Raw genomic sequence first — 18,764 nt, forward strand, 5'->3', positions numbered from 1 at the left:
CTTTGTGTCTTTGTGTCTTTGTGTCTTTGTGTCTTTGTGTCTTTGTGTCTTTGTGTCTTTGTGTCTTTGTGTCTTTGTGTCTTTGTGTCTTTGTGTCTTTGTGTCTTTGTGTCTTTGTGTCTTTGTGTCTTTGTGTTTCAACAATTATTTTTTCACCACAAACAATTTGGTAGGGTGCGTTGCGCTGCGCGACAACACACCCTACAAAACGTCAATTAGGAATCGCTAAACTGCTCAATTATTCCCCCACCCAAAACTTTGTCTCCTTCGTACCAAACTGCTGCTTGTCCGGGTGTGATGCTGAACTGGGGTTCATCGAAGACGATACGTACGCGGGAATTTTCCAAAGGAATTACTGTTACTGGTACGGGGTGAGAACGATAGCGGACTTGGACTTCCGCACGAATCGGACTTGCAGGTTCAGCAATGGAAACCCAATTCACTCGATTGACAGTGCATTCTGGTTGAGTTGCTTTAGTGCGATCGCCTACTATAACTTTATTGTTAACTGCATCGAGTGCAATTACATACAACGGTTCCGCAGCCGCAATTCCCAAGCCCTTACGTTGTCCAATCGTGTAATGATGAACACCATCATGCTGTCCTAGCACCTTACCATCCATATCAACGATTTCGCCTTGTTTGGGTGCAAGATACTTATCGAGGAATGACCGCATTGAGCCATTTGCTTCTACCAGACATAGATCCTGACTTTCCGGCTTGTCGGCTGTTTTGAGGTTGTATTCAGCGGCAATACGGCGAGTTTCGCTTTTTTGCATTTCTCCTAGAGGAAATACTGAACCTCTTAGTAAATCTTGCGACAAATCATAGAGAAAATAAGTTTGATCTTTATTGCGATCAATTGCCCGCACCAGTTCGTAACGTCCGGTAGCTTCGTTATAATTAATCCGCGCATAATGACCTGTAGCAATGCGATCGCACCCCAAGGTTTCGCGAGCATACTGTAACATCGGCCCAAATTTCACTGTTTTATTGCACTGCGAACAAGGCAGAGGTGTAATACCGTTACTGTATCCAGCTACCAGGTAATCGACAATATTTGTTTGAAAAACATCCCGAATATCAACAACGTGATGGGGAACACCGAGCTGATCACAGATAGAAGCCGCGTCTACCATACCTTCAGAGCAACATTGACCCTTTCCTTTCATCAGCCAAAGGGTCAAACCAATTACTTCATAGCCCTGATTATGTAAAATGGCGGCGACGGTAGAACTATCAACACCGCCCGAAAGTCCTACTACGACTTTTTTCATACCCGTGATCATAATGATTGCTACTCTCAAGAATTATAGCTATTTTCTACAGTTAGCAGCTTTGCCTGTTCACTGATAACTGATAACTGTAAAAATTTGGTTTCCGTAGAAAATTGTCTTTCAATATTCTTTTGTTACCATAGTCCATTGCATGGTCAATTTTACCTATGGTATTTCAGCACTTTACCCAACTATCTCTGATTTTACGTGCTTTACTGGCAGGATGCTCAATTTTGATTTGCTATTCCACTCCAACCCCAGCGCAAATCAATACAAGCAACAACAAACTTTTGGCACAAACACCCCTACCAACTCTTCCACCAAATAACAACAATTTATTACCACCTGTACCAACCAATACCCAGGAATTTACAATTCCTCAGCTAAATACAACTCCTCAGCAGTATCTTAACAACCGGGGTGTGATTCAATATCAAGCTACGCCTGGGAATCAAAATAACCAAACCTTTGAACGCTACCTAGTTTACATTGATAATAATAGTTCTCAAACCCTACAACGAGTCCGTTTGATTGAACCAACAGCTTATATTAGACAGGTGCAAGGACGTTCTGTAATTCAAGCTGGAATTTTCACTAAACCAGCTAATGCTCAACAGCGCATCCAACAACTAGCAGCCAATGGTATTTACGGGGCGCAAATCATCAGTTTAACTAACGCACAACAAATCCCGACTTACTCTCAAAATTTCCACAATAATAATTTCAGCAATAATAATATTTACTATCCTTACTATTCTCAATCCAATATTCAACCAGAATCCTCTAAACATTACTATGTGGGTGTTCCTGCCAATTCTCAAGAAATTGCTGTAATTGCCAACCAAATTAGAAGCAACATCGAACAACAAATAGGTGTCACCACCAAAAATCAGCCGCGGGGGTCACACGTAGCAGTTGGGCCGTTTGCTGAAAGGTCACAAGCAGAACAATGGAATAGTTATCTGCGCTCCATAGGATTTGGGAATTCCAGAGTTTATTATGCAAGGTAGATTCATAGTGGTTAGTAGTTAGTGATTAATGGTTATTAAGAAGACCAACAATCAACCATGAACAACCAACAAAGAACCCAAATTTCGCAAGTTGTAGTGACAGCACAACAGATGGGCGATATCGAAGCGCGTATCTTTGCAGCAGGAATGCCTGTAGCCGCTTTAATGGAAAAGGTAGCAGGACTGATCGCGCATCGGATTGAGGTACTTTATTTTTCTGAAGACGCGAAGGAAGAGGACAGGGGGAAATCGCGAAAAATACTCTCCGCGTCTTCCTCTGTGTCTCCACACAAAGTCGGGATTCTCGTCGGTCCCGGTCACAATGGTGGGGATGCTTTGGTTGTTGCCCGTGAACTGTATTTTCGCGGTTATGCTGTGTGTATCTATAGTCCTTTTGCCAAACTTAAGGAATTAACTGCACAGCATTTACAGTATGCTCAGAATTTAGGTATTCCCTGTTATCAATCAATTGAGGATTTGCCAGAGTGCGATTTGTTGGTTGATGGATTGTTTGGATTTGGGTTAGAAAGAGAACTCAAAGACCCTGTTGCTAGTGCTATTCATCAGTTAAATCAAAAGTCTGTGCCAATTATTAGTATCGATATACCTTCTGGGTTACATACAGATACTGGTGAAGTTTTAGGAACTGCTGTCCGTGCTACCTATACTTTATGTTTAGGTTTGTGGAAATTGGGTTTATTGCAAGACCAAGCTTTAGAATACGTCGGTAAAGCAGAGTTAATCGATTTTGATATACCTTTAGCAGATGTGGAAGCGGTACTGGCAGATGCACCCCGAATTACACGCATTACCGAAGCTACTGCGTTATCTACTTTACCTCTACCGCGTCCTGCTGTCACCCATAAGTACAAAGAAGGACATTTATTATTAATTTGCGGTTCGCGTCGCTATGCTGGAGGGGCGATTTTAACTGGCTTAGGGGCAAGAGCTAGTGGGGTTGGGATGTTGTCAATTGCTGTACCTGAATCTCTCAAGCCGATCATGGTCAGTCATTTGCCAGAAGCACTAATTGTTGGTTGTCCAGAGACAGAAACAGGCGCGATCGCTCAATTACAATTACCAGAAAACACCGATTTGAATTCATTTCATGCGATCGCTTGTGGTCCCGGTCTAACCAAAGATGCCAGCCCAATTTTACAGCAAGTATTAGAAAGCACAAAATCTTTGATTCTGGATGCCGATGGTTTAAATATTCTGGCAGAAATGAAAGCTATTCATGTGTTACAAAAACGACAAGCCATAACAGTACTTACACCCCATGCAGGTGAATTCCAACGCTTATTTCCTGACTTACCAGATGCCAAGCAAGACAGAATCAAAGCAGTACGGGAAGCAGCAGCCCAAACCGGGGCAGTAATATTATTAAAAGGAGCCAGAACTGCGATCGCAAATCCTCAAGGTTCTGTGTGGATCGTTCCCGAAAGTACTCCAGCTTTAGCGCGGGGTGGTAGTGGTGACGTGTTAACTGGGTTAATGGGTGGATTAATTGCCCAAGCAGTTACACATCAAATACCTGCTGAAGATATGGTATCAAGTGCTGCTTGGTGGCACGCTCAAGCTGGAATTTTGGCAGCCCAAGAACGGACAGAATTAGGAGTAGATGCGTTTACATTGACGCATTATTTACTGAAAATTCTAAGTATTTATAGCTAAATACGGTTCAGTTTCAATATGGTTCGCTTAAGAATTTTTGTCATGATTTTGCGTATGTAGAGACGTTGCAGTGCAACGTCTCTGGTAGGTTTAAATGTCAATCTATGGACTATCTTTGAAAAATGGGGACGTCACTGTTGCGTCTGTGAAACAAAATTGACCCTACATTACAAACTAAACAAGTAAAGGCTAGCCACAATAAAATATAAGTAGGAATCATGACTATGCCAATCATAAACCAAGTGTAAACATGCAATATCATCACAACAGCAAATAAGCAGGCTATTATTGCTGATTGCCAAACTTGATAAGATGGACGACGGAGTGCAGCAAAAATCATCGTCAACAGCGTGGTAAGTAGGTTTGCTGGCACGAGAAATGCACAAATACTAACGCAGTTGGTGCGGGAAAACTCCGCTAGGCTGTTGAAATCGAGCATTAATCTTTAACGGTAATGTCAATTTAGTATAAGACACTTAATCAGGCAATTAAATAACGAAATATAAATATGAGCATTACTCAATTTAACATTATGAAAAGTTTACATAAATCTTTGCATTAATTTTGCTACTGAGTTAATTAATTGATTTGGTTCAACTGGCTTAGTGACATACATTTGAAAACCTGCATCTAGGGCTTGCTGGCAATCTTGTGATCTGGCATAAGCTGTTAAGGCGATCGCAGGTAAATTTCCTCCTTGTTCTGGTTGCAGCTTTCGGATTGTACGGATTAATGTGTAGCCATCTTCTTCTGGCATACTTATATCACTAATCAATATATCCGGTAGGGATTTTGCGATCGCTAAAAGGGCCAATTGTACCGAAGCGACTGCTGTGACTTCCGCTCCAGAATCTTGCAATACGGTGGCTACATATTCTTGTGTATCAGTATCGTCATCTACCACTAGCACCTGCAAACCATTTAAGGGTGATTCTGCAATCAAACTAGAGAAAGTAGAAGGCGCTCTTTTCGTTGTTTGTTCAGTTTGTTTTAATTTCCATTTTGGAGGAACAACAGAGACTTTCTGGAAATTCTCCTCAACTTTGGAAGTAGTAGCACATTCTTGATTTACACATTCCTCGATCTGGGTATGATCATTGGCTTCTTCCTGTGTTTTCAACAGTGGCAACTTTACAGTAAATGTTGCTCCCTGTCCCACTCCTGGACTATCAGCATGAACACTACCACCATGCATTTCTACTAAATAACGTACGATCGCTAGTCCCAATCCTAACCCACCGTGGTTTCTAGTTATACTTCCGTCTGCTTGACGGAAGCGATCAAAAACGTGAGGGAGAAATTCAGGACTAATACCAACACCTGTGTCAGTGATCTTGATTTGGGCGTAATTAACCGAATAACTAGACCAAGACAAATTGTCTTCTTCTCCCCCTTGTCTCCCTTGCGCCAATGATCCATTTTCCTTGACAACTTCTAGGCGTAGTTCTACCCTGCCATCAGAAGAGGTAAATTTAAGAGCATTGTTAAGCAAATTCCAGAGAATTTGTTGGAGGCGGTTGGGATCACCTGAGACGATCACGGAAGACGCGGTGGCTGGAAGACGCGGTGACGCGGAGGAGCTATCAACAATATTCCCCGCGTCCTCTGTTTCGCCTAGTTCGACTACGTACTCAATTTGAATTTGTTTTGCTTCTGCTTCTAGACGTACGCTATTTATAACTGTTGAAGTTAGGCTCACTAAGTTGACTGGACAAATATTCAGACTAAGCTTACCTCGCATAATCCGCGAGACATCTAGGATATCTTCTATAAGTTGAGCTTGCAAACTAGCATTGCGTTCAATGGTTTCTATTGCACGGGCGATCGCTTCTTCATTTAATTTTCGCTGACGTAATAGTCTGGCCCAACCCAATATAGATGTTAAAGGTGTGCGGAGTTCATGAGAGAGAGTTGCTAAAAATTCATCTTTGAGGCGATTTGCTGTTTCAGCTTCTTGGCGTGCTGTTTGTTCGCGGATGAGTTTGATGTGTTCTTCTTCGGCTTTTTTGCGCTCTGTGATATCTTCGGATGTCCCTGTAAAACCAATCACTTTGGATTCTTCCGACAGCATTGGGGATGAGGACACATGAACCCAACGCTCAATTCCATCTGGAGTGATGATGCGAAATTCATCTTTGTATTCCCTACCTTCAGCAGCAGCAGCATACCAATTTGCAACTACTGATTCTTGATCTTCGTAATGAATTGTACTGATCCAGCCTTCATCTAAACTTTGCTCTGGCGTCAAACCAAAAATAGCATGATAGCGGGGGTTAGCATACGTGCATTTCCCATGTTGATTAGTTAAAAAAATGCCTACGGGTGAACAAGCACTCAAAGAGCGAAACATTTCTTCGCGTTTTTTGAGTTCAGCATTCATTGCAGCTAGCTGGGTGGCTTGTCGCTTGACTTCGGCGCTTTTTTGGAACAAATCAATAAACGCTGCTACCTTAGATTTCAATATCTCCGCTTCTATGGGCTTAAAAAGATAATCTACTGCACCCAGAGAATATCCTTTAAAGACCATGTTGTCACTGGTGTTGAATGCGGTGACAAAGATGATCGGGGTGTGGCGCGATCGCTCTCGTTGTCGAATCAGGGCTGCTGTCTCGAACCCGTCCATATCTGGCATTTGTACATCCAACAAAATCACAGCAAAATCCTGATTTAAAAGATTTCGCAGGGCTTCTGCGCCTGATGTCGCCCTTACCAAATTTTGACCAAGGCTGTCCAAAATCGCCTCTAGGGCCAGCAAATTTTCTGGATGGTCATCTACCAACAGAACATTAACTTTAGGCTCAAATGACATTTCAAATATACACTTTTAGAAATAGAACAAGCCGTTTTGACGTCTTCCTATTGACTTTGACGCTAAAGCTAGCTGAATTCACACTATCTTAAGTTATAATTTTCGCTAACTCAAAAACATAAATGGACGATTTACGATTAAAACTAGAGAATTTTAAGATTATTAGTACATTATTTATAGTTTCTCTAAAATCGAATTTACATATTGCAAATTTTTACTAAGAAAGCAGGTATCTCTAGTAATGATAAAACTTTATCTGCGACTCCGAGTGCGATCGCCGCAGCAGGCATAACTGAGCAATAAGCACTCTCAGGTTCTTCAACTATAGTGATTCCGCCTCGTGCTTGAATTTTTGCCAGTCCTTGAACACCATCTTGATTGGCTCCTGTTAACAGCACACCAATAAGTTTTTGATGATAAGCATCTGCCGCAGTTTCAAATAGTACATCAATTGATGGTCGTGCGTAAGTGACTGGAGCATCGGTAGATAAGGAAAAATAAGGTCGAGAAACTGTTGTATATTTACCTTCGATCAGCAAATGATAATCTGCTGGAGCTAAATATACCCACCCAGATAAAATATCTTCTTTATCTTCTGCCTCCTTGATAACTAAGTTAGTGTAACTTTGTAATATTAATCTTAATGTATCATCAGAAGACTTATGACGATGTTGAACAACAGCTATTGGTATAGTGAAACTTCTTGGTAAACCAGACAGAATAACTTGTAAAGCTTCTAATCCACCCAAAGATGTACCGATAACTATGAGTTTGTATGTCATAAGTTTTCACTCATTTTGTGTTTTTGTGGTTAAAAAGCAATGATCAATGACCAATGACAAATAACAAATGACAAAACCTAGCTTACTCTTCGGTAAATTTTTTCACTACTAATTACTTGCTCATATTCTTGTTCATGAGGTGTAAATCTAATCGATTCTTGACGTCCTAATCCTAAAATTCCAAATCTAATCAAACTTTCATAAAAAAGTTTATGAACTCGGTACTGAAGACTTTTATTAAAGTAAATTAAGACATTACGGCAAAAAATTACATGAAATTCATTAAAGGAATTATCAGTAGCTAAATTATGTAATGAAAAAACTATATTTTCTTTAAGCTCTGATGAAAAAATAGCATTTCCATAGGCGGCTGTATAGTACTCAGAAAAAGAGTTATTGCCACCGGATTGTATATAATTATGAGTATAGTCTTTCATCATCGCTAAGGGGAAAATACCCGCTTTCGCTTTACGCAAAACTGTTTCATTAATGTCAGTAGCATATAAACGGGAACGGTGATAAAGTCCTTCTTCCTTTAGCAAAATTGCCATAGAATACACTTCTTCACCAGTCGAACAACCAGCGTGCCAAATACGGATAAAAGGATAAGTTCTTAAGAGCGGAATTATTTTTTTTCTGAGAGCCAAAAAAAAGCTAGGATCTCGGAACATTGCCGTAACATTGATCGATAGATTTAATAATAATCTTTCGAGACACTCTGGATTGTGAAGGACTTGCTCTTGTAGTCCAGAAATAGTAGTTAAACCTTCAAGTTTTACGGTATTCCAAATTCGGCGTTTAAGCGAAGCTAAAGCATAATTTCTAAAGTCAAATCCATAATAACGATATATACCTTCTAATAACAGTTGAATTTCGACATCTTCAAGTTCTTCCCTCTCCATATTGTTTTAGTTAATTAGATAAAATAAATAAATATATGTTTGTTGGTAGTTGATTGATCATTGACCATTCAATACAGTAGAGACGTTGCACTGCAACGTCTCTACCGCAACGTCTCTGGTGGGTTTAAATATCAATATATTTGTCTGATCCAAACCGTATTGATTGACCATTGACCATTAACTATAATTTCACTTTATTATTTATAAACTGCAAGTATCAATTACTGCATCTACCCACACATTTAAAATCAGAAATCACACCTCTGTCTGAGGAAAGAATACTATCGGTATAACCAAACACGCAACAGGGACAGCAATTGTTCAGTGTCAACAGGCTTGGTAATATAGTCAGATGCACCAGCTTCGATACATTTATCGCGATCGCCTTGCATGGCTTTGGCAGTCAGGGCAATAATTGGTAGAGATTTGAATTTAGGATGAGCGCGGATGCATCGGGTAGTTTCGTAACCATCCATTCCAGGCATCATTACATCCATCAAGATAGCATTAACATCGGGGTTATTTTCTAAAACAGCAATACCATCACTTCCATTTTCAGCATACAAAATTTGCATTTGATAACGCTCAAGCAGACTAGTTAAAGCAAAAATATTGCGAACATCGTCATCTATAATTAAAACTTTTTTGCCTAGTAGTAGAGTATCGGAAGTTTTTAATTGTTCGATAATTTGGCGTTTAGGTGCGGGTAAATTAGCTTGAATACGGTGCAAGAATAAAGCAGTTTCATCTAAAAGACGTTCTGGCGATCGCACATCTTTGATAATTACAGTCTCTGCGATCCGTCGCAGTTGTGTATCTTCGCTTCTCGTTAATTCCCTTGCTGTATACACAATAATCGGTAGTGTTTCACCCTTTGGTTGTTGTTTGATTTGTTCAATTAATTCAAAACCACTCATATCTGGTAGTCCTAAATCTAAGACTACGCAATCAAATTGTTTGTGTGCGATCGCAGATAATGCTTCACTACCAGTACTGACAGCAGTAGTTGCAACGTCACCGTTACCAATCAATGCTACAAGACTTTGACGTTGATTGTCATTGTCTTCTACAATCAGCAAGTTTTTGACTTGTCGTTCCACAAAACCTTTAATTTTAGTTAGTGATTGGTGTAGTGCTTCGCTGCTGATGGGTTTTTGCAAATAGGCGATCGCACCTTGTTGTAAACTGCGCTGTTTCCCTTGTTCGATAGTCATCACATGTACGGGAATGTGGCGAGTATTTGCATCATGTTTGAGTCGATCTAGTACCGTCCAACCATCGATTCCTGGTAAATGGATGTCTAACAAAATCGCTGTTGGTTGATATTCCTGTGCTAAGGCTAAACCAGTATTGCCACTGTAAGCAAGAATACCTTTAAAATCACATTGGTGTGCGATATCTAACAGAATACGGGCGAATTTAATATCATCTTCCACAATTAACAGTGTGCGATCGCCCGATTGGATGTTGTCTCTGTCGTCAATAACTAGAGAAGGGGGAGTGTGGGAAGAAGACGCGGGGAGTGGGAGACGCTCTGACGCGGAGAGTAATTGATCGAAATTCCCCGTGTCTCCCTGTCCCCCTTGTCCCCCTTGTCCCCCATGTCCCCCATCTCCCCCTTGTCCCCCGTGTCCCTCCCTACTCGGTTGGGGTAAATACAACGTAAATGTGCTACCTACACCCGCTTGGCTGATTAGTTTAATTTCCCCACCAAACAAACGGGTAATTTCTCGACTAATCGACAAACCTAAACCTGTACCGCCAAATTTGCGACTAGTAGTACCGTCTGCTTGTTGAAACGCTTCAAAAATGATTTTTTGTTTTTCAGGAGTGATACCAATACCTGTATCTTTGACTGCAAAACCGATAACTGTTTCGGCTTGATTTAATATTTGATGATCAATACTCCAACCCTGTTTTGCGACAAATATTTTTAAGCTGATCTCACCTTTTTCTGTGAATTTAAAAGCGTTAGCAAGTAGATTTTTGAGGATTTGTTGTAGCCGTTTGCCATCGGTGTAAATTGTCGGTGGTAATTCTGGGTCTAATTCAACTGTAAAATTCAGCCCTTTGTCAATTGCCAGTTGTCTAAAAGTGCGTTCTAATATTTCGTATAAGTCGATGAATGCGAACTGAAACATATCAATAGACATTGTTCCCGATTCAATTTTGGCTAAGTCGAGAATGTCATTTATTAATGATAATAAATCGTTGCCTGAAGAGTAAATTGTTTCGCTATATTCGATTTGCTTATGATTGAGATTGCCTTCTATATTGTCTGCTAGAATTCTTGCTAGTATTAACAAGCTATTAAGTGGTGTCCGCAATTCATGGGACATATTCGCCAGAAACTCAGATTTATATTTAGAAGAAAGTTCTAATTGTTCAGCTTTTTCTTCTAATGAAATTCTGGCGTGTTCGATTTCGTTATTTTTGCGTTCTACTTCTTTGTTTTTGTTAGACAATAATTCGGCTTTTTCTTCTAGTTCAGCATTCAGTTGTTGTAGTTCTTCGTTCGATTCTTCTAATTCTTGTTGCTGCTTTATCAAGAGTTCTTCTGATGTTTGTAACTCTTGAGCTTGTTGTTCTAAGCGTTGATTTTTCTGTGTGAGTTCTTGTTGCTGAAGTTGCAATCTTTGGGTTAATTGTTGAGATTCCTGTAGAAGTTCTTGAGTGCGAATATCAGCATTAATAGCATTCAAGACTATACCAATAATTTCACTGACTTGATCTAAAAAAGTCAGATGAATTTCACTAAATATTTGAAACGAGGCTAATTCCATAACTGCGATTACCTGATTTTCAAACAATACAGGCAATACAATGATATTTAAGGGTTTAGCATCTCCTAATCCAGAACTAATACGGATATAGTCATTTGGTACATCCGTAAGTATAATTTTTTGTTTTTCTAGGGCGCATTGTCCTACCAATCCTTCACCCAAGAGAAATCTATTTGATAGGCTTTTACGTTCCTGGTATGCATAACTACTCAGTAGCTTCAGCACAGGCTGCTCATTTTCCAAGTCCATCAAGTAGAAAACACCCTGTTGTGCGCCTATCAGTCGTGCAAATTCTGCGAGAATCATTCTCGCAACATTTTGTAAATTTCTTTGCCCTTGTAGCATCTGGCTAAATTTAGCAAGGTTAGACTTGAGCCAGTTTTGTTCATTATTTCTGAGAGTTGTTTCGCGCAGATTAGTGATCATCAGATTAAATGCTTGCGCTAGTATTCCTATTTCATCCCTGCGTTTACTTGCTGGTACATTTACAGATAAATCTCCCTCTGCTAATTTTTCTGTAGCTTGAGAGATTTCTCCGAGTGGTTGAGAAATATTTCGGGTGAGATAAATACCAATTAAAGTTAATAATAAAAAAGCCAGAGGAATACCATAGATAATAGTATCGGTTGCTTCCTGAGCAGAAATTCTAGTCCGGTCAGTACGCTTTTTTAAAAGTCGAACTTCTTCAGCTTCCATCTCTGTGGCTATGCGACGGATTCTATCTAGCAAAATCCTACCATTGTCTTGCAATATCTGTTGTCTAGCAACGTCAAATCCTTGGGTTTCTCGTAAGTTGATTCTTTTTTTAACAATAGCTTGACGTTCATCAATTGTTGCTTTTAAATTATCTAACCTATTTTGTTGAAGAGGATTATCTGAGGTTGAAATCCGTAGATTTTTTAGGCTTTTATCAACATTTGGTAATGCCTGATTATAATATCGCAAAGAGGTTTTATCTCCAGTAATTATGTAACCTCTTTGCCCTATTTCTATATCTTGAATATTAGAAAGTAAATTATTTAATTCGCCAATCACTCTATAAGTATGGGCTTGCGAGAGAGAATTTTCAATTAAGTTGTTAGTAGTGCGATATGAAATAAATCCGAGAGTCGCAAGAATTGATAATCCTAAAGCAAATCCTGCACCGATTTTTGTCCCGATTTTGAAATTATTACTTACCATCTGTAATTGGCCGAGTTACTTATCAGTAAACAGTTATTATTTTATATTCTCCATACTGCAAGGGATAGGATTTATCGTCATAATTTCGGTGTTTTAAAGACGCGAAATTTTCGAGGTTGTAGCAATACCGTTCGGTTAAGAATTTTCCTCAGAATTTGGGCATGTAGAGACGTTGCAGTGCAACGTCTCTACAGAATTTAAATGTCTATCTGTTTACTGATACAACCAAACACGCAATAGTGAAAGCAACTGTTCAATATCAACAGGTTTGGTAATATAATCAGATGCACCAGCCTCAATACATTTTTCGCGATCGCCTTGCATGGCTTTAGCAGTCAGGGCAATAATTGGCAGAGATTTAAAACTAGGATTAGCGCGGATGTGTCTGGTAGTTTCATAGCCATCCATTTCTGGCATCATCACATCCATCAAGACAACATTAATATCGGGATTATCTTGTAAAATATCTATACCATCACTACCATTTTCTGCATACAAAATCTGCATTTGATAACGTTCTAGCATACTAGTTAAAGCAAAGATATTGCGAACATCGTCATCGACGATCAGAACTTTTTTACCTGCAAGTTGGAAGTCAGAGTTTTGTAATTGTTCCAGCATTTGACGTTTGGGTGCAGGTAAATTGGCTTGAATACGGTGCAAGAATAAAGCAGTTTCATCTAAAAGACGTTCTGGCGATCGCACGTCTTTGACAATGATTGTTTCTGCGATGCGCCGCAGTTGCACATCTTCACTTCTACTTAATTCTCTGGCAGTATAGACAATGATCGGTAACGCTTCGCCATTTGGGGATTGCTTGATTTGTTCGATCAATTCAAAACCATTCATATCTGGTAATCCTAAATCTAGAACTACACAATCAAACTGACCATTTTGTATGGCTTGCAATGCTTCATTAGCAGTACTGACAGCAGTAGTCGCAACATCCGTATTCCCAATTAATTCCACAATACTCAGGCGTTGATTTTCATCATCTTCGACAACTAGCAAATTCTTAACTCGTCGTTCTACAAAACCCTTAATTTTAGTGATTGCTTGGTGTAGCGCTTCGCTGCTGATGGGTTTTTGCAAATAAGCGATCGCACCTTGTTGTAAACTGCGCTGTTTCCCTTCTTCGACTGTCATCACATGTACGGGAATATGGCGAGTATTTCCATCATGTTTGAGACGATCTAGTACCGCCCAACCATCCATTCCTGGTAGTCGAATATCCAGGATGATCGCCGAAGGCTGGTATTCTTGAGCTAATGCTAAACCCGTGTTGCCACCATGGGCAATAATCCCCTTAAATTCATTTTGTCGCGCCATATCCAACAGAATTTGGGCAAATTTAATATCATCTTCCACAATTAACAGTGTGCGATCGCCCGGTTGAATATTGTCTCTATCATCAATAATTGGCGAGGAAGAAAGGAGAGAGCTTGGGGTGGGTAGTGTGGGGGGAGTGTGGGGAGTGGGGGAAGACAACAAAGAAAAATTGCTCCCATGTCCCCCATGTCCCCCATGTCCCTCATGTCCCTCATGTCCCTCCCTACTCGGTTGGGGTAAATACAACGTAAACGTACTACCTACACTCGGTTGACTGACTAATTTAATTTCCCCACCAAACAAACGGGTAATTTCTCGACTGATGGACAAACCTAAGCCAGTACCGCCAAATTTGCGACTAGTAGTACCGTCTGCTTGTTGGAATGCTTCAAAAATAATTTTTTGTTTTTCGGGGGCGATACCAACACCTGTATCCCTAACTGCAAAAGCTACTACCTTGTTAGCACGATTCAATGTTTCTTGGTCAGAACTCCATCCCTGTTTGGCTACAAACATTTGCAAATTAACTTCGCCTCGTTCTGTAAACTTAAAGGCGTTTGCTAATAGATTTTTCAGGATTTGTTGCAGCCGTTTAACATCAGTGTAAATTGTTGGTGGTAGTTCTGGGTCTAATTCAATTGTGAAATTTAGTCCTTTGTCTACTGCAACTTGCCTAAATGTGCGTTCTATCCGTTCGTGGAAATCTGAGAATCGGATCTGATCCATATCTATCGACATGGTTCCCGATTCGATTTTGGCTAAGTCGAGAATATCATTGATTAAGGACAACAAATCGTTACCAGCTGAGTAGATTGTGCGACTGTATTCGATTTGCTTGTTGTTGAGATTTCCTTCAATATTATCTGCTAACAGCCTAGCCAAGATCAGCAAGCTGTTGAGTGGTGTCCGCAATTCGTGGGACATGTTCGCCAGAAACTCAGATTTATATTTAGAAGATAGGGCGAGTTGTTCGGCTTTTTCTTCTAAAGATAATCTGGCTTGTTCAATTTCGTTATTTTTGCGTTCTACTTCTTTGTTTTGTACAGCTAGTAATTCTGCCTTTTCTTCGAGTTCAGCGTTGGTTTTTTGTAATTCTTCTTGCTGTTTTTTGAGTAAATCTTCAGAAGCTTTTAGGGTTTGGGCTTGTTGTTCGAGGCGTTTGTTGGTTTCTCGCAGTTCATTTTGCTGACTTTGCAATTCCTCAGCTAAAGACTGGGATTGTTTGAGTAACTCTTCCGTACGCATACTTGCAGCGATGGTGTTCAACACAATCGCAATACTTTCGGTGAGTTGGTCAAAAAATGTTAGATGAATTTCGCTATAGCGTTGAAAGGAAGCCAGTTCAATCACCGCCGTTACCTGACCTTCAAATAGTACAGGTAAAACTACATCATTGACTGGGGTTGCTTCACCCAAGCCAGAACTAATTTTGATATAGTCGTGCGGTACTTCTGTGAGCAAAATCCGTTCTTTTTCTAAAGCGCATTGTCCAACTAAACCTTCGCCCAAGTGGAAGCGGTTGGCTAGATGTTTGCGTTCCCGATAGGCGTAGCTACTCAGTAATTTTAAATACGAATTATTATCTGTATTTTCCATGATGTAGAAGACGCCGTGGGCAGCCCCTACTAAGGGCGCTAACTCCCTGAGAATTAATTTTGATACAGTTTCGAGGTCGCGCTGACCTTGCAGCATTCGGGTAAACTTGGCAAGGTTGGTCTTTAACCAGTCTTGTTCAGTGTTTTTCTGCGTTGTTTCGCGCAGATTAGCGATCATTTGGTTGATGTTGTCTTTGAGGATAGCAACTTCACCTAATGCTTCCACAGAAATCGACCGAGTTAAATCGCCTTTAGTCACCGCAGTTGCAACTTCTGCGATCGCCCGTAGCTGAGTAGTCAGTGTCGCAGCTAGTTCATTGACGTTATCAGTCAAATCTTTCCACGTACCAGCCGCTCCCGGTACTTTGGCTTGTCCGCCTAATTTCCCTTCAATCCCCACTTCCCGCGCCACGGTTGTTACTTGGTTGGCAAAGGTCGCCAGGGTATCAATCATCTCATTAATTGTCTCAGCCAAAGCTTCAATTTCACCTTTGGCATCTAGCATCAGTTTCCGCTTTAAGTCACCATTGGCAACAGCCGTCACAACTCTGGCAATACCCCGCACCTGTGCCGTCAAGTTACTCGCCATCGAGTTTACATTATCGGTTAAATCTTTCCAAGTCCCAGCCACGCCTTTAACCTGCGCTTGACCGCCGAGTTTACCTTCGGTTCCCACTTCCCGCGCCACCCGTGTAACTTCGGATGCAAAGGAACTAAGTTGATCCACCATGACGTTAATCGTGTTTTTCAACTCTAAAATTTCGCCCCTGACATCAACGGTAATTTTCTTGGAAAGATCACCATTTGCCACCGCCTTTGTCACCTCGGCAATATTTCGCACCTGTGCTGTGAGGTTGCCTGCCATCGAGTTTACATTGTCGGTTAAATCTTTCCAAGTGCCACCCACACCTTTAACATAGGCTTGGACACCGAGTTTACCTTCGGTTCCTACTTCTCTTGCCACCCGTGTAACTTCTGATGCAAAGGAATTAAGTTGATCTACCATGACGTTAATGGTGTTTTTCAACTCTAAAATTTCGCCTTTCACATCAACGGTGATTTTCTTGGAAAGGTCGCCATTTGCTACCGCCGTTGTCACTTCGGCAATATTCCGCACCTGGGAAGTTAAGGAACCCGCCATTGAGTTGACGCTATCGGTTAAATCTTTCCAAGTACCCGCCACACCCCGCACTTCTGCTTGGACACCGAGTTTTCCTTCGGTTCCCACTTCCCTTGCAACTCGCGTCACCTCACTTGCAAAGGAGTTAAGTTGATCCACCATCGTGTTAATGGTATTTTTCAACTCTAAAATTTCGCCTTTGACATCAACGGTGATTTTTTTGGAAAGATCACCGTTAGCAACAGCTGTTGTCACAGCAGCAATATTGCGGACTTGTGCTGTTAAGGAACCCGCCATAAAATTAACGCTGTCTGTTAAATCTTTCCAAGTTCCAGCCACACCTTTGACGTCTGCTTGGACACCGAGTTTTCCTTCCGATCCGACTTCCCTCGCAACCCGCGTGACTTCACTTGCAAAAGAATTGAGTTGATCCACCATTATATTGATGGTGTTTTTCAATTCCAGAATTTCCCCTTTCACCTGCACAGTAATTTTTTTAGAAAGATCACCGTTGGCGATCGCCGTCGCAACTTCTGCAATACTCCGCACTTGGTCGGTGAGATTACCCGCCATCATATTTACTGCACCGGTTAAGTCTTTCCAAGTACCCGCAACACCTTTAACTTCTGCTTGGACGCCGAGTTTTCCTTCGGTTCCTACTTCTCTTGCAACTCGCGTCACTTCACTGGCAAAAGAACTAAGTTGATCTACCATCGTGTTGATGGTGTTTTTCAACTCTAAAATTTCGCCTTTGACATCAACGGTGATTTTCTTGGAAAGATCACCGTTAGCAACAGCAGTGGTGACATCGGCGATGTTCCGCACCTGTGCTGTTAACGAACCCGCCATAAAATTGACGCTATCAGTTAAATCTTTCCAAGTTCCCGCAACACCTCTAACCTCTGCTTGCACGCCGAGTTTACCCTCTGCACCCACCTCTCTCGCAACCCGCGTCACTTCCCCAGCAAAAGAGTTGAGTTGATCGACCATTGTGTTGATGGTGTTTTTCAACTCGCGAATTTCGCCTTTGACATCGACGGTAATTTTTTTAGAAAGATCACCATTCGCAACAGCTGTGGTAACTTCGGCGATGTTCCGCACCTGTGCTGTTAACGAACCCGCCATAAAGTTAACGCTATCTGTTAAATCTTTCCAAGTCCCACCTACACCTTGTACCTCTGCTTGGACACCGAGTTTACCTTCAGTTCCCACTTCCCTTGCAACCCGCGTCACTTCACTTGCAAAGGAATTGAGTTGATCCACCATGATGTTGACGGTGTTTTTCAACTCCAGAATTTCACCTTTGACATCGACGGTAATTTTCTTGGAAAGATCACCGTTGGCTACTGCTGTAGTCACTTCAGCAATATTACGGACTTGGGCTGTTAAATTCCCTGCCATCAAGTTAACATTATCTGTTAAATCTTTCCAAGTACCAGCCACCCCTGGGACTTCTGCTTGGACGCCGAGTTTTCCTTCGGTTCCCACTTCCCTCGCCACCCGCGTCACCTCACTGGCGAACCCATTCAACTGACCCACCATGGTGTTAACCATTTGGGCTGTTTGGAGAAATTCTCCCTTGAGGGGTCTACCGTCCATCTCTGGCGCTATAGTTTGGGAAAGATCACCATTTGCCACTGCTCGGATCACACGGGCTGTTTCCGCAGTCGGCTGGACTAAATCGGTAATTAGGGTATTAACAGAATCAACACAGCTAGACCATCCACCCCGCATGTTGCCCAGAGTTGCCCGTTCGCTAATTTTGCCGTCTTTACCAACAACATTACCAATTCGCTGTAGCTCTGCTGTTAGTCGCTCATTTTGCTCAATAATATCGTTGAGTGTATCAGCAATCTTTCCTGCCATACCAGTTTGGTCGATAGGCATCCGTACCGAAAAGTCGCCTTTTTTGACTGCTGACAGTGTTCTGAGCAGTTGTTTTAAATCTAAATTGTCGCTTTCTCTGGTTAACTGTTCAGTGGTCATACGGATGTCTTTAAAAAAGATTATACTGCTTGTCTGTGATTGCCTGCTACTAGTTTCAATTACACTTTGCTCACATCAAAGATATACCAACCAAATAGTCAGGCTAGAGGAGCTGGCTTGGCTATGCAGACTTGGATGTATAGACTATAACGAAATTTCTAAAAATCGCGATCAAGCAATAGAGATAAATCTATCTAAGGTATGATTAATTTTTATGAAGAGACGCGATTAGGGACTTCCAGAGAATAAAATATACAGCTAATAAAAATGATAATCATTCTGAGGGGGAGAGAGCGGTTGCCGACGGCAACCGCT

9 protein-coding genes are annotated in these 18,764 nt (G+C 41.2%); 2 read left to right on the forward strand and 7 right to left on the reverse strand.

Translation table 11 applies throughout. From position 1 onward, the window contains the following. Positions 1–215: 215 nt before the first annotated feature. The gene (gene mnmA / locus ACE1AT_RS01365) at positions 216–1,277 is read right to left on the reverse strand and encodes a tRNA 2-thiouridine(34) synthase MnmA (protein ID WP_374865520.1); all 1,062 of its coding nucleotides are present in this window, start codon (positions 1,275–1,277) and stop codon (positions 216–218) included. 167 nt (positions 1,278–1,444) lie between these two features. Here mnmA and ACE1AT_RS01370 point away from each other — a divergent pair, with 167 nt between their 5' ends. Together ACE1AT_RS01370 and ACE1AT_RS01375 are read left to right on the forward strand one after the other, a co-directional pair. After that, on the forward strand, positions 1,445–2,287 hold the full coding sequence (locus ACE1AT_RS01370; protein ID WP_374865521.1) for an SPOR domain-containing protein: 843 nt from the start codon (positions 1,445–1,447) through the stop codon (positions 2,285–2,287). A gap of 57 nt (positions 2,288–2,344) precedes the next feature. Beyond that, positions 2,345–3,961, forward strand: a complete 1,617-nt coding sequence (locus ACE1AT_RS01375) for an NAD(P)H-hydrate dehydratase (protein ID WP_374865522.1) — start codon at positions 2,345–2,347, stop codon at positions 3,959–3,961. Between the two features lie 109 nt (positions 3,962–4,070). Here the strand turns inward: ACE1AT_RS01375 and ACE1AT_RS01380 are convergent, their stop codons facing one another. From ACE1AT_RS01380 to ACE1AT_RS01405, 6 genes are all read right to left on the reverse strand, one after another. Further along, on the reverse strand, positions 4,071–4,400 hold the full coding sequence (locus ACE1AT_RS01380; RefSeq protein ID WP_374865523.1) for a hypothetical protein: 330 nt from the start codon (positions 4,398–4,400) through the stop codon (positions 4,071–4,073). 102 nt (positions 4,401–4,502) lie between these two features. Then, positions 4,503–6,770, reverse strand: a complete 2,268-nt coding sequence (locus ACE1AT_RS01385) for a response regulator (protein ID WP_374865524.1) — start codon at positions 6,768–6,770, stop codon at positions 4,503–4,505. Between the two features lie 197 nt (positions 6,771–6,967). Then, positions 6,968–7,552, reverse strand: a complete 585-nt coding sequence (locus tag ACE1AT_RS01390; protein WP_374865525.1) for a chemotaxis protein CheB — start codon at positions 7,550–7,552, stop codon at positions 6,968–6,970. A 77-nt stretch (positions 7,553–7,629) separates the two neighbouring features. Next, entirely contained in the window at positions 7,630–8,454 is an 825-nt protein-coding gene (locus tag ACE1AT_RS01395) for a CheR family methyltransferase (protein WP_374865526.1), read from the reverse strand. A 281-nt stretch (positions 8,455–8,735) separates the two neighbouring features. After that, a complete protein-coding gene (locus tag ACE1AT_RS01400) occupies positions 8,736–12,419 on the reverse strand; it encodes a response regulator (protein WP_374865527.1) in 3,684 nt (1,227 codons plus the stop codon). Positions 12,420–12,632: 213 nt separating this feature from the next. Further along, entirely contained in the window at positions 12,633–18,449 is a 5,817-nt protein-coding gene (locus ACE1AT_RS01405; protein WP_374865528.1) for a HAMP domain-containing protein, read from the reverse strand. Between the last annotated feature and the right edge of the window lie 315 nt (positions 18,450–18,764).

Origin of the sequence: Pelatocladus sp. BLCC-F211, assembly GCF_041928655.1 — a bacterium.
Lineage (GTDB): Bacteria > Cyanobacteriota > Cyanobacteriia > Cyanobacteriales > Nostocaceae > Pelatocladus.